The organism is Amycolatopsis oliviviridis (assembly GCF_014654365.1).
Classification (GTDB): domain Bacteria; phylum Actinomycetota; class Actinomycetes; order Mycobacteriales; family Pseudonocardiaceae; genus Amycolatopsis; species Amycolatopsis oliviviridis.
The window spans coordinates 389,835-402,674 of the sequence record NZ_BNAY01000004.1; the positions used below are offsets into that span (position 1 = coordinate 389,835).

Consider the following 12,840-nt stretch of genomic DNA (forward strand, 5'->3'; position numbering starts at 1 on the left):
GGGCCGTTCATGACATTTTTACACGGCCGCACCGACAGGCGAAGCAGGCGAAGTCTCTTCGGGGTCCTCAAGCTCCTTCGGTACCCCGCGCAGCGTGAACAGCGCGCTCACCGCCAGCAGCGCCATCAACCCCGCCGAGCACAGCATCGTCACCTGCAATCCGTCGACGAACGCCAGTTTCGCGGTGGTGAGGACCAAAGCTCCCTGTTCGGGCGGGAGCTGCGCAGCGACCTGGACGGCGCCGCCGAGGGTGTCCGAGATCGCCCCGGCGGCCTCGGGCGGCACGCCGTCCGGGACGACGAGTTCCCTCCGGTACAGCGCGCCGAGCACACTGCCGAGGATCGCGATCCCCAGCGCCCCACCGAGTTCGGTCGCCGTCTCGGAGATCGCGGACGCCGCTCCCGCCCGGTCCTTCGGCACGACGCCGAGCACCGTGTCCGTCGCGACGGAGAGGATCAGCGCCAGCCCCACCCCGAAGACGATCATCGCGAACAGCAGGTCGGTGTACACGATCGTCACGCCGATACCCGAGTACAACGCGAACCCGACCGCCGACAACGCACAGCCCAGCGCGATGGTGACCGCCCGCCCGAACGCCTTGATCGCCAGTGGCGCGAGCACGCCGCCGAGGATCGCGCCGCCCATCCCCGGCAGCCCGGCGAGCCCGGACTTCAACGGCGACCAGCCCACCACCAGCTGCAGGTACTGCGCGAACATCAGCGACACCGCCAGCTGCGCGAACATCGCCAGGATCGTGGTGCCGACGGTCGCCGAGAACGCCCGCTGCGCGAACAGCTTCAGGTCCATCAGCGGCTCGGCCAGCCGCGGTTGCCGCAAGACGAACGCCAGCAGGCAGCCGAGCCCGAGCACCGCGGCGACCGCGATGTCCCAGTGCCCCCAGCCCTGGTACGCGATCTCCTTGATCGTGTAGACGATCCCGACCATGCCGGCGACGGACAGCAGCACGCTGGGCACATCGATCCGGCCCGGTGAGGGGTTCTTCGATTCGGGCAGGATCAGCGCGCCGGCGATCACCATGACCACCACCACCGGCACGTTGACCAGGAACACCGAACCCCACCAGAAATGGTCGAGCAGGAAGCCGCCGACGAGCGGTCCCATGCCGAAACCGAGGATCGTCAGCCCGCTGGAAACCCCGATCACGGCCGCGCGTTCCTTGCCGGTGAACACGTTCCGCAGGATCGACAGCGTGGACGGCATGAGCGTCGCGGCGGCGACCCCGAGCAGTGCGCGAGCGGCGATCAGGAGTTCCGACGACGGCGCGTACGCCGTGATCACCGAGGCGGCACCGAACAGCGACGCCCCGATCAGCAGCAGTTTCTTCCGGCCGACGCGGTCGCCGATGTTCCCCATCGTGATCAGCAGCCCGGCGAGCGCGAAGCCGTACGCGTCGGCGATCCACAGCAGTTCCGTCGTCGACGGGTGCAGCTGCTCCGAAAGCGACGGCAGCACCAGGTGCAGCACGGTCAGGTCGATCGCGATCAGCAGCTGCGCCAGCACGCAGACCGCGACGGTGCCGATCTTGCGGCCCTTGCCGATGGTCACCGCGAAATCCCGAACGTGAGTTCCGGCGAGTGCCGCGCGGTGCCGTTCTCGCCGTCACCCAGGTAGAACCGGGTGCTCATCGTGCGGGCGGCCGGATCGAGGACGCTGCGCCACAACGTCCGCCACGGCGCACCGGGCTCGATCGCGACGGACACCGCGTCGAGCGCGTCGCGCGGCCCGGCCCCCGCTTCCTTGGTGAGGGTGCGCAGCCGCTGGTAGGTGAGCATGGTCTCCGGCGTGTCCTCGGGCAGCGCTTCGAGGTCCGGGTGGCGGTGCAGCAGGTGGTTCGTGACGCACAGCGGTCCGTCGCCGACCTCGACGAAGTACTCGATGTCGTGCGCGCCGCGCTCGTAGACGAAGCCTCGGCCCGAGGCGTCGGCGACGATGTAGTGGCAGGGCGCGCCGTGCGAGTACTGCTTGGCGAGCATCAGCGCTTCCTTGGCCTCGTCGACGGTTTCGCACGTGTCCAGCAGGTATCGGCAGACCTGGGGTACCGAAAGCCCCGCCTGCGGCCCGGGATCGTGGTCCAGCGGCGTGGCCGCTTCGAGGTCCGCCATCAGCAGCGCGACGACGAGCCCCGCCTCGTTGACACCTTCCATCGCACCGTCCACTGTGGACATCGAAAGCGAGGTCGAGGCGATGCCGTCGTCGGGGATCGTGGTCAGGACGTAGGGCCGCGACGCCATCGGAACGGTCCCGTCGTCGACGGGCTCCGCGCCCGCCATCACCGCGCCCAGCTGGGTCCAGCTCAGGGTGAAGAAGTCGTAGTTCCGGCCGAGCTCGCTGCCCGTCCACAGCGCCGAACAGCCGGACCCGGCGGGCAGGGCCGACGCGTTATCGAAGGAGACCGCCGCGTCGGACGGCAGCCCGTACGCCTCGGCGAACCCGGCCGTGCGTTCGGCGTACTGCGGCCAGTTCCGGGCGAACCAGGTGCGCCGCGCCTTGGCGACGATCGGGTCGACCGGCGGCGGCGACCAGTTCGAACGCTCTTTGGTCTCGACACCGAGGGCGTGGCCGATCTCGGCCTGGGTGCCGCGCAGCGTCAGGTGCCGGACGGCCAGGAAGTCTTCGGGAGATCCCGCGAGGTAAGTCATGTTCCGGAGCGTGTCCGCCGTCGCTGACCGTCCGCGCACCACGCGCTGACGGCTTGTCATCCGAATGTCATGTGCCCCGCGCGAAAGTGCTCTCACCACGGCAAACGACAACGAGGAAGCGGTGCAGAGCGACATGAGGAACATCGACGGCGGTTTCCTCGCCGCCCCGGATCAGGCCGCGCTCGAACTCCGCGAGCGGGAGACACGCAAGGGCAAGGGCGCGCTGGCGCTGACCGTCATCGGCGGCTTCGTCGCGCTGATCGCCGGATACAACGCGCTGGTCGACTTCACCCCGGGCTCCCTGGTGGTGACGCTGATCGCGTCGGCGGCCGCGGTCGGTGGCGGCGTGCTGACCAAACACCTGATGCGCAACGTGCGCTTCCGGGTCCACAAGCCGAACGCGGGCCTCGTCGGCGCGGCGAAGTTCACCGGGCTCCTGGTGGCCTTCTTCGGGATCGCCGCCCTGCTCGGGTCGATCGGGGCGCCCGGTCCGCTGCGGATCGTCCTGATCGCCGGCGGTGTCGGCACCATCGCCTACGTGCGGTCGCTGCACGACCAGCAGTGGGTGCTCTTCGAACTGGACGCGGTGGGCGTCCGGGTCGAGCGGACGGTCGTGCCCTGGCGTGACGTCACCCGGCTCACCACCGACCCGGTCGGCCCCGGGATGACCCGCCTCGGCGCGATCCCGGTCAACGCGGAACCGCTGTACGTCGCCGTCCAGGACAGCGAGCTCGACCCGCGGCTGCTGACCGAGGCCATCGGCCGCTTCGCGCCGCAGGGGATCCGGCTGACCCGCGCTCAGGACTCGCTCGGGAACCCGGCCAGCTGAGCGGCGCCGCGCAGGCCGAGTCCCCGGCGGTAGGCCCGGTCGAAGTCGTCGCCGAGCACCTTCCGCGCGGATGTCCGGAGCAGGGCGGCGTCCAGATCGACGGCGAACGGGGTGCCCCGGATGGTCACCGCGGCGCCGATCAGGACCGCCGCCCGCTCGGCGTCGCCCCGGAGCAGCGCGACCCCGGCGAGACCTTCGACGGCGCAGGCCAAGGTGGTGCTGTCGTTCCACTGATCCGCCGACTCGAGCGCTCGCCGGTGCAGTTCCTCGGCCTGGTCGGCGTCGCCCTCGGCCGCCGCGACCCAGGCGAGCGAGATCCGGGCCCCGGAGCGGCCCCCTTCGGACGTGAAAGAGCCACCGGTGCACTCCGAAAGCGCGAGTTCGCTCAAGGCGCGAGCCGTGGCCAGGTCACCTCCGTGTCGCGCGAGGGTGGCGAGGCCGACGTACCCGAATGCCCGGCTTTCGGGCATCCCGGCGCGGCGCGCGATCTCGATGGCGAGTTCGAAGTCCGCCCGCGCTCCCGCCGCGTCGCCGTGGAGCAGCTTGCTGGTGCCCCGGCGGCACAGCAGGTCCGCGTTGTCGTCGGACGCGCCGAGTTCCCGCATCAGCCGGAGCGCCTCGTCCATCATTTCGAGGGCTTCGGCCTGCCGGTTCGTCCAGATCAGGATCTGCGACAGATGGTCGAGCGTCATCGAAAGGCCCCAGCGTTCCCCGATCGCCCGGAACGCGGCCTCCCCTTCGCGCAGCAGTCCTTCCGCCGTTTCGAGCTTGCCCTGCATCAGCATGCGCAGCCCGTAGCCGGTCGGCACCAGCGCGAGGCTCCACGCGTCACTGTGTGCCAAGAGGGCCTGACCGCGCTTGAGCAGCTCGTCGTCGTCACCGGGTGGTCCGGTCACCACCCCCATCAGCATCAGCAGCGCCGGGTTCCTCGGCGCACTGACCATGGTCCGCACGAGGCCGTCCACCTCGGGAAAGTGACGGCCGAGGGCCTCATGTTCAGCGCCGCCGCGGAGTCCGGCGGCGGCGCTGAGCACGCAGAGCTGGTACTCCTCTTCGAGGCCGTCCGGTGGCTTCGGGCCGAGGTTCTTGACCACTTCCACGCACAGCGTCGAACCTTCGAACCGGCGGCCGCGCATCCACCAGTACGTCACCAGCGACGCCGAGAGCCGGAGCGCGATCCGTACGTCGGCTTCGGTGGCCCAGCGCAACGCTGCCAGGAGATCGTCGTAGGCGGCGTCGAGCCGGTCGAGCCAGACCAGCTGTTCGCCGGTGCGCAGGAGCGGGTCCGCTTCTTCGGCGAGGGCGAGGAAATGCTCAGCGTGCGCGCGCCGCATCTGTTCCGCTTCGCCGGCTTCGGCGAGCTTCTCGGCGAAGAACGCCCGGATGGTTTCAAGCATCCGGTACCGATCCCCGGTGCGTTCGACCAGTGATCTGTCCACAAGGGACGGAAGCAGGTCCTCGACGTCCGGGACGGCGCAGACCGCTTCGGCGTCGGCGAGGGTCGTGCCGCCCGCGAAGACGGTCAGCCGCCTGCCGAGCAGGCGTTCGTCCTCCTCCAGGAGGTCCCAGCTCCATTCGACGACGCCGCGCAGCGTGCGATGCCTGCTTTCGGCGCCCCGGCTGCCCCTGGAGAGCAAGCGGAACCGGTCGTCCAGCCGTGACGCGATCTCGCCGACCGGCAGCGTCCGCACCCGCGCGGCGGCGAGCTCGATGGCCAGCGGCAGCCCGTCGAGCGCGGCGCACACCCGCTGGACGTCGCCCGCCGTGGTGTCGTCGACGGCGAAGCCAGGGTCGTTGGCCCGCGCGCGGTCGGCGAACAGCCGGACGGCGGCGAACTCCAGCGACCGCGCAGGCGGCGTGCCCGGCGGCGGCACGGCGAGCCGCGGCACGGGGGAGACGACCTCGCCGGTGATGCCCAGCGGTTCGCGGCTGGTGGCCAGTACCCGCAGCGCGGCGGCCGCGCCGAGCAGCCGGGCGACTAGCGTCGCGGCGGCCTCGACCAGATGCTCGCAGTTGTCGAGCACCAGCAGCACCGCCCGGTCGGCCAGCGCGTCGATCAGCCGGTCCAGCGGCGCGGTCTCCACCGGGACGGCGACCCCGCCGAGCGGGACCGTTCGCAGGCCGAGCGCGGTCAGCACGGCGTGGGCGACGTCGGCGTGCTCGCTGTAGGGCGCGAGTTCGACGAAGACCGCCGGGAGGTCCGACGCGGCGGCGGTCTCGATGGCCAGCCGGGTCTTGCCCGCCCCGCCAGGCCCGGTCAGCGTCACCAGCCGCGAGCGGTCCAGCTGGCCGAGCACGTGCCGAAGGTCGCCTTCGCGGCCGATGAAGCTGGTGAGCTGCGCGGGGAGCGGTGTCGTCGTGGCCTTGACGGGCGGCGTCTCACCGCGGAGCACGGCCAGATGCGCGGCGGCGAGCTCCGGTCCGGGGTCGGTGCCGAGTTCGTCCGCCAGGACGCGGCGGGCGTCCTCGAAAGCGGTGAGCGCGTCGGCCTGACGTCCGGCGGCGTGCAGCGCGCGGATCAGCAACGCGCGTGGCCGTTCCCTCAGCGGCTGGTCGTCGATGATCTCGCGGAGCGCGGCGAGGACGTCCTCGTGGCTCCCCAGCTTGAGTTCGGCCTCGACGCGGTCTTCGATCGCCGACGTCTTCAGCTCGTTCAGCCTGGTGACCTGCGGATCGCGGAACGGCGCGTCGGTGATGTCCGCGAACGCCGGCCCACGCCAGAGACCGAGAGCGTCGCGAAGCAGGTCAGACGCCTTCGCGGCGTCTCCCGCCGCGAGAGTGCGCCGACCTTCGGCAGCGAGCCGTTCGAAGCGGTGCACGTCGACGTCGCCGGGGTCCACGGCCAGCCGGTAACCCGCCGGGCTGAACTCGACGGGTGCGAGATCCTTCAGCGCGCCGCGCAGCCGCGAGACCTGGGATTGCAGCGCGTTCGTCACCCCTTCGGGTGGCTGCTCGCCGTAGAGGCCGTCGATGAGCCGTTCCGCCGGGACGACCCGGCCCGCCTCCAGCGCGAGCAACGCGAACAGCGTCCGGACCCTGGGCCCGCCGACCGCGACGGCGGTGCCGTCTTCGCGGCGCACCTCCGTCGCCCCCAGAACGCCGAATCGCATGCCGCCAGATTAGGGCGTCCGGTGGTGTCCGTGGTTTGACCTGGGTGGATCCAGCCCGCCCGAGATCGGCCGAATGGCGTCTATACACTTCGCCGGGTCCCCACGCAATGGGAGAGGTATGTCTACGCAGGAACCTGTGGTCCTCGGTCAACCGACCGTCGGCGACGAAGAACTCGCCGCCGTGGCGGAGGTGTTCCGGTCCGGCTGGCTGGCCGGTGCCGGCCCCGCGTGCCGCCGTTTCGAGGAACGCTTCGCGAAGACCGTCGGCACCGCGCACGCCCTGACCACCAGCAACTGTGGGTCGGCACTCTTCCTCGGGCTGCGTGTGCTCGGCGTGAAGCCGGGCGACGAGGTCATCGTCGGCGACTACACCTTCCCCGCCACCGGCCACGCCGTGCTCCAGGCGGGCGCGACGCCGGTGTTCGCGGACATCCGCCCGGACGTGTGGAGCGCGGACCCGGCGTCGATCGAAGCCCTGATCACCCCGCGCACGGTCGGCATCCTCGCCGTCGACGTCGCCGGGCAGCCGGGCGACTTCGACGAGTACCGCGCCATCGCCGACAAGCACGGCCTGTGGCTCTTCGAGGACGCCGCCTGCGCCGCGGGCGCGACCTACAAGACCCGCCCGGCGGGCAGCCTCGCCGACCTGGCCGCGTTCTCCTTCCACGGCCGCAAGGGCATCACCGCGGGCGAAGGCGGCGCGCTGGTCTCGGACCGCGAAGACCTCATCGCGCACGCGCGCAAGCTGCACACCTACGGCATCGAGCCCGCCATCACCCGTGAGGGCTCCGGCGCGCTGCCGATCCCGGAGTTCCACGAGCTGGGTTACAACTTCCGGCTCTCGGACGTGCAGGCCGCGATCATGAACGTCCAGCTCGACCGCCTCCCGGACCTGCTCTCGGCCCGCCGTTCGGTGGCCAAGCGCTACCACGAGGCGTTCGAGAACCTGCCCGGTCTCGACGTCCCGGTGGAACTGCCGGACCGCGAGCACCCGTGGCAGGCCTACATCCTCACCGTGGCCCCGGAGATCGACCGCGACGCGCTCGCGCTGCGGATCCGCGAGCAGGGCGTGCAGTGCAACTTCGGCACCTACGCCTCGCACCTCCAGCCCATCTACGGCAAGAAGCAGACCTTGCCGGTTTCGGCGGACCTCTTCGCCCGTCATCTCGCCATCCCGATGCACGCCAACCTCACCGATGACCAGGTCGACCGGGTCATCGGGACCGTCAGCGCCGCACTGCCGAGCTAGGAGAGAAATGCCCGACAAGAAGGTCCTCTTCACCGGGGGCGGCGGTTTCATCGCCGCGCACGTCATCCCGATGCTGATCGAGGGCGGCTACACCGTTCGCGTCTTCGACAACATGACCCGCGGCGACCGCGCCCGGATCAACGAGTTCGTCGCCACCGGCAAGGTCGAACTGGTCGAGAAGGACGTCCGCTACGGCGGCGCCGTGCGCGAGGCCATGCGCGGCTGCACGCACGTCATCCACTTCGCGACCGTGTCGATCAACAAGTCGGTCGCGGACCCGCACGAGTCGATCGACATCAACATGGTCGGCAACCACAACGTCTTCGCCGCCGCGGCGGACGAGGGGGTCGAGCGGGTCGTGTTCGCCTCGACCGCGTCCGTCTACGGCGACCCGAAGCGGCTGCCGATGCACGAGGACGACGAGCTCAAGCCGCTCACGCCGTACTGCATCTCGAAGCGCGCGGGCGAGGACATGCTCGGCTTCTACGAGCGCACCAAGGGCCTGTCCTGGAACGCGCTGCGGTTCTTCAACGTGTACGGCCCCGGCCAGAAGATCGAGGCCTACTACACGTCGGTGATCAACCACTTCATCCAGCGCCTGCGCGCCGGCCAGCCGCCGATCATCGACGGCCGCGGCGACCAGTCGATGGACTTCGTGCACGTCACGGACCTGGCCCGCGCCGTCGTCGCGGCGCTCGAGTCGGAGCAGGCGAACGTGCCGATCAACATCGGCACCGGGATCGACACCTCCATCGCGACGCTGGCGAAGATCCTCATCGACGCCGTCGGCGTCAACGTCGAGCCGCTGTTCAACGAGCGCGACGTGCTGGTCTCGCGGCGCGCCGCGGACATCAGCCGTGCCCGCGAGGTCCTCGGCTGGGAGCCGAAGATCTCCGTCGAAGAGGGCATGTACGAACTGGTGAAGGCCTCCGAGTGACCGCCGGGCCGGGGGAGAGCCGCCCCATGCGCATCGCTGTCGTCAACAACTTCTTCCCGCCGAGGGTGGGCGGAAGCGCGCACATGGCGGCGTCCCTGGCCGAGCAGTACGCGGCGCGCGGGCACGAGGTGCTCGCGATCACCGCGGCCTACGCCGACGCCCCGGCCGACGAGACGAAGGACGGCTACCGCGTCGTCCGCCTGCCCGCGGTGAAGATGCCGCAGCTGGGCCTGTCGATCGACTTCGACATGAGTTTCGCCTCGCTGCGGCCGGGGAACTGGCGGCGGCTGCGGAAGCTGCTGGACGAGTTCAAGCCCGACGCGATCCACCTGCACGGGCAGTTCTTCGACCTGTCGTGGCTGGCCGGGCGGTACGCGCGGCGGCACAAGCTGCCGATGCTGCTGACCATCCACACGCTGCTGATCAGCGAGAACAAGCTGTACGGCGGCGTCTTCCGGTTCCTGGACAAGGTGCTGGTGAACCCGATCCTGCGGTATCTCAAGCCGCGGTACGTCATCCTCGACAAACTCGGGGTCGACTACTGCGTCGAGCGCTACGGCACCAGCGACGCGAACTCGGACTACTTCCCGATCGCCGTCGACACCGGGAACTTCGAGAAACCTTTGACGAAGGACGTGCGGGAAGAGCACAACCTGGGCGACGGTCCGGTGATCGTCTCGCTCGGGCACGTGATCCCGCTCCGCAACCGGCTCCCGCTGGTCGAGGCGCTGCCGTCCATTTTGGACAAGCACCCCGGCGTGAAGGTGGTCGTCGTCGGCCGCGTGTACCACGACGTCTTCCTCAAGCGGGCGGAAGAACTCGGGGTCGCGGACGCCATCATCGTCACCGGCGCCGTGCCGAAGGCCGACGTGCCTTCGTACTTCGCTGCGGCCGACATCGTCACGCACGACCTCAACGGCGGCTGCGGCACCGCGTCACTGGAGGCGATGCTCTCGGGCACCGCGACCATCGCTTCCGTCACCGAGGACAACTACCCGGGCATCGAACTCCGCAACGGCGAGAACATCCTGCTGGTGCGGCCGGACGACAGCGAGGCGGTGGCGAACACCGTCATCGAACTGCTCGACGACCCGGAGAAGCGGGCTTCGGTGGCACAGCGGGAAAGCGCGATGGTGCGGGCCAACTTCGGCCTCGACGTCGTCGCGGAGGAACACCTGCGCACCTTCGAGAAACTGGTGACCGAGGCCGATGTTCTTCGATGACGAGCGCAGCAACCGGCTGCGCCCGCAGATCCTGACCGAGCTCGTTTCGCAGTACATGAACGACGCCGAGCGCGCTCGTTTCTACGGACTGCCGGAGTCGACGCGGGTCCGCGAGCGGGTCAAGATCATCAGCCCCGAGAACCTGACGATCGGCGAGCACTGCTGGATCGGCGAGGGCGCCGCGCTCGACGCGAGCGGCGGGCTGGAGATCGGCGAGCACACCAGCATCGGCCTGAACACGCTGATCTTCACGCATTCCAGCTGGCTCGCGAACATGACGCTGCAGAACCACTCCGGCAGCGACCTCATCGAACGCAAGCCGGTGAAAATCGGGAAGGGCTGCTTCATCGGCGGTCTCGTGGTGATCATGGCGGGCGTCACGATCGGCGATTTCGCCACCGTGCAGCCGAATTCCGTGGTCGCCAAGGACGTCCCGCCGCGCAGCCTGGTGGCGGGCAACCCGGCCCGGGTGTTCCAGAAGTACGACGACGAGTACATCCAGTCCGAAGTGGAGCGGGTGCGCGGCGAGAACGCGCGGCGGCGCGCGCTGGCGGAGGAGCGGGGAGACGCTTCCTCCTCGTGGGGCGCCCCGGCGGGCGACTTCACGGAGTAGCTCAGAGACAAGGCGACCATGTCGTGGCGTCGGGGTGTGCGCCCAATGTGGCATTGGGGACGTTGAGTGTCCCCAATGCCACATTCGGGGCGACCCCGCGCCACCCGCCACGACACGTTTGACTTACTCCTCAGCAGAACCAGCCTCACCACTCACGAACCCCACACGGACGGGAACCACCGCCCCTCCGCAGCCGACTACTAGGCTCAGCGTGCGAGTTTCCCGGCCGGAGGGTAAAGCAGATGAGGTTCAAGCGGTTCGGTGCGTCGTTGCTGGTCACCGGGTTGGCCCTGCTGGGATCGGCGACCCCGGCGCTGGCCCATTCGGAGCTGAAGAGCAGTGACCCGGCGAGGGGCGCGTCGCTGGCGACGCCGCCGACGCAGATCAAGCTGACCTTCACCGGCCCGGTCACTCTCGCCGAGAACCCGATCCAGATCACCGGACCCGAGAACGCGTCGTGGACGGTCGGCCGGGCGGAGGTCGCGGGCACCGTCGTCACGGCGCCCGTCCAGGCCGTCGGGCCCGCGGGCGAGTACACCCTCCGCTACAAGGTGACGTTCGAGGACTCGCACGCCGCGAGCGGCTCGGTGAAGTTCAACCTCAGCAACCCGGTCGCCCCCAGCCAAGCCCCGAGCAGCGAGTCTCCCGCGAGCAGCCAGGCCCAGCCGAGCGGCCAGGCTGCGGTGAGCAGTGCTGCCCCGGCCCCGCAGACCGGCGAGACCACTCCCGAGGACCTGCTGCCGACCTGGGTGTGGATCGTCCTCGCGGTGGCCGTGGTCGCCGCGGGTATCGTCGTCGCGCTCCGGTTCACTCGTCGGAAGGACTGAGCCTTCACGGAACGACAGCGGTCGAGGCAACCTTTCAGGTGGTCAACCGTCGAACGGAGATGAGGACCAGGGTGGCTCGCGGCGATGACGAGTTCGTCGAGTTCGTGCGGAACTCGTCGACCCGTCTTCAGCATGCGGCCTACCTGCTGACCAGCGACCGCCATCAGGCCGAGGACGCCGCCCAGGCGGCGCTCGCCAAGACGTACGCGGCCTGGTCGCGGGTACGGCGCAAGGACGCCTACGCCTACGCGCGGCAGGTCCTCGTCAACCACGTCATCGACGGCTGGCGGCGCCCGATCCGCGAGAACGCCACCGAGGAGATCCCCGAGCGGCCGAGCGGACTGGACGTCGCCGGGGCCGTTGTCCAGCGGAAATGGCTTCTTGACGCGTTGCGTACGCTCACAGACCGGGAGAGAGCCGTAGTGGTGCTCCGGCACTTCTTCGACTTGAAGGAATCCGATGTGGCCGGTGAGCTGGGTGTCTCCGTGGGCACCGTGAAGAGCACCAACTCCCGCGCCCTGACCAAACTGCGGATCACCGCGGAGGACGGAACGGAACTGATCGGCGGGCTGGGACGATGACCGACCTCGAGACGCTGCGCTCGGCTTTGCGGGAACCGCCCGCCGAGGACTTCGCCGAGCCCGACCTCGGCGCGATCATGACCAAGGGCAGGCGGATCCGCCGTCGTCGCCGTCTCGCGACCGGCGCGGGCGGGGTCGCCGCCACCGTGGCGACGGTGCTGGTCATCGTCGGCGCGGTCGCCTTGAAGGAGCCCGCCCAGAGCCCGCTCCCGCCGGCCGCGAGCGCCCCGTCGTCGGTGCAGCCTTCGTCGGTGCCGCCTTCCGTGGCGCTGCCGGCGCCCACCGACCCGTCGGCGGGCATAGGACCGCTGGGCAGCGTCGTCTCCCTGCAGACGAAGGGCGAGAGCGGCCGGGAGCTGGTGATCTACGCCTTCGCGATCGACGAGTCCACCATGCCGGGCATCGAGTTCGGCCTGCAGACCGCCTACCGGAACGCCGACGGCAGCTACGAGGAGCTCCTGGCCACCAACGAGTTCAAGGGATCCGACCGCTCGTTCGGCTTTCACGCGGTGGACGGCGGTGACCTGGTCCGGGGCACGTTCATCCCCGTGTTCGGTTATTTCGCCGGTCCGGCGAAGCGGATCACCAGCACGGTCCGGGGAAAGCCGGTCGAGGCGAAGACGGCCGCCTGGAGCGAAGACCCGTCGGTCGTCATCTTCTGGTTCGACCCGGGCCAGGTGGAGTCGTCGGACGTCCTGACCCCGCTCGTCGCCTACGACGCGAAGGGCCAGCGCCTCACCAAATAACGCATTCAGTCCTCTGAACGCGGTAGTTGCGTGTGCAAGTACCGCATCCAGAGGACTGAATGCGC

At 69.8% G+C, this 12,840-nt stretch carries 11 protein-coding genes; 8 read left to right on the top strand and 3 right to left on the bottom strand.

Annotated features, from left to right (window positions below):
* Nucleotides 1-18: 18 nt before the first annotated feature.
* Both IE302_RS19660 and IE302_RS19665 read right to left on the bottom strand, forming a co-directional pair.
* Complete coding sequence (locus IE302_RS19660) at nucleotides 19-1,566, bottom strand: MFS transporter (protein WP_191255952.1); 1,548 nt, start codon at nucleotides 1,564-1,566, stop codon at nucleotides 19-21.
* A complete protein-coding gene (locus tag IE302_RS19665) occupies nucleotides 1,563-2,660 on the bottom strand; it encodes a C45 family autoproteolytic acyltransferase/hydrolase (protein ID WP_191255953.1) in 1,098 nt (365 codons plus the stop codon). Before IE302_RS19665 ends, IE302_RS19660 begins: the two co-directional genes overlap by 4 nt.
* A gap of 133 nt (nucleotides 2,661-2,793) precedes the next feature.
* Between IE302_RS19665 and IE302_RS19670 the strand changes: the two genes are divergently transcribed.
* On the top strand, nucleotides 2,794-3,489 hold the full coding sequence (locus tag IE302_RS19670; RefSeq protein ID WP_191255954.1) for a hypothetical protein: 696 nt from the start codon (nucleotides 2,794-2,796) through the stop codon (nucleotides 3,487-3,489).
* On the opposite strand, the gene IE302_RS19675 is transcribed toward IE302_RS19670, so the two are convergent.
* Nucleotides 3,459-6,599, bottom strand: coding sequence for an AfsR/SARP family transcriptional regulator (locus IE302_RS19675; RefSeq protein ID WP_191255955.1), 3,141 nt, complete (start codon nucleotides 6,597-6,599; stop codon nucleotides 3,459-3,461). The two genes, IE302_RS19670 and IE302_RS19675, sit on opposite strands and share 31 nt — an antisense overlap.
* A 118-nt stretch (nucleotides 6,600-6,717) precedes the next feature.
* Here IE302_RS19675 and IE302_RS19680 point away from each other — a divergent pair, with 118 nt between their 5' ends.
* The 7 genes from IE302_RS19680 (at nucleotide 6,718) to IE302_RS19710 (ending at nucleotide 12,775) form a co-directional block, all read left to right on the top strand.
* Entirely contained in the window at nucleotides 6,718-7,848 is a 1,131-nt protein-coding gene (locus IE302_RS19680) for a DegT/DnrJ/EryC1/StrS family aminotransferase (protein WP_191255956.1), read from the top strand.
* 7 nt (nucleotides 7,849-7,855) lie between these two features.
* Complete coding sequence (locus IE302_RS19685; RefSeq protein WP_191255957.1) at nucleotides 7,856-8,785, top strand: NAD-dependent epimerase/dehydratase family protein; 930 nt, start codon at nucleotides 7,856-7,858, stop codon at nucleotides 8,783-8,785.
* Nucleotides 8,786-8,811: 26 nt separating this feature from the next.
* Entirely contained in the window at nucleotides 8,812-10,008 is a 1,197-nt protein-coding gene (locus tag IE302_RS19690; RefSeq protein WP_191255958.1) for a glycosyltransferase family 4 protein, read from the top strand.
* Complete coding sequence (locus IE302_RS19695; protein WP_191255959.1) at nucleotides 9,995-10,621, top strand: acyltransferase; 627 nt, start codon at nucleotides 9,995-9,997, stop codon at nucleotides 10,619-10,621. Before IE302_RS19690 ends, IE302_RS19695 begins: the two co-directional genes overlap by 14 nt.
* A gap of 242 nt (nucleotides 10,622-10,863) precedes the next feature.
* The gene (locus IE302_RS19700) at nucleotides 10,864-11,448 is read left to right on the top strand and encodes a copper resistance CopC family protein (RefSeq protein ID WP_191255960.1); all 585 of its coding nucleotides are present in this window, start codon (nucleotides 10,864-10,866) and stop codon (nucleotides 11,446-11,448) included.
* A 71-nt stretch (nucleotides 11,449-11,519) separates the two neighbouring features.
* A complete protein-coding gene (locus IE302_RS19705) occupies nucleotides 11,520-12,029 on the top strand; it encodes a SigE family RNA polymerase sigma factor (protein ID WP_191255961.1) in 510 nt (169 codons plus the stop codon).
* Nucleotides 12,026-12,775, top strand: a complete 750-nt coding sequence (locus IE302_RS19710) for a hypothetical protein (protein WP_191255962.1) — start codon at nucleotides 12,026-12,028, stop codon at nucleotides 12,773-12,775. The genes IE302_RS19705 and IE302_RS19710 overlap by 4 nt, the downstream gene beginning before the upstream one ends.
* The last annotated feature ends 65 nt before the right edge of the window (nucleotides 12,776-12,840 follow it).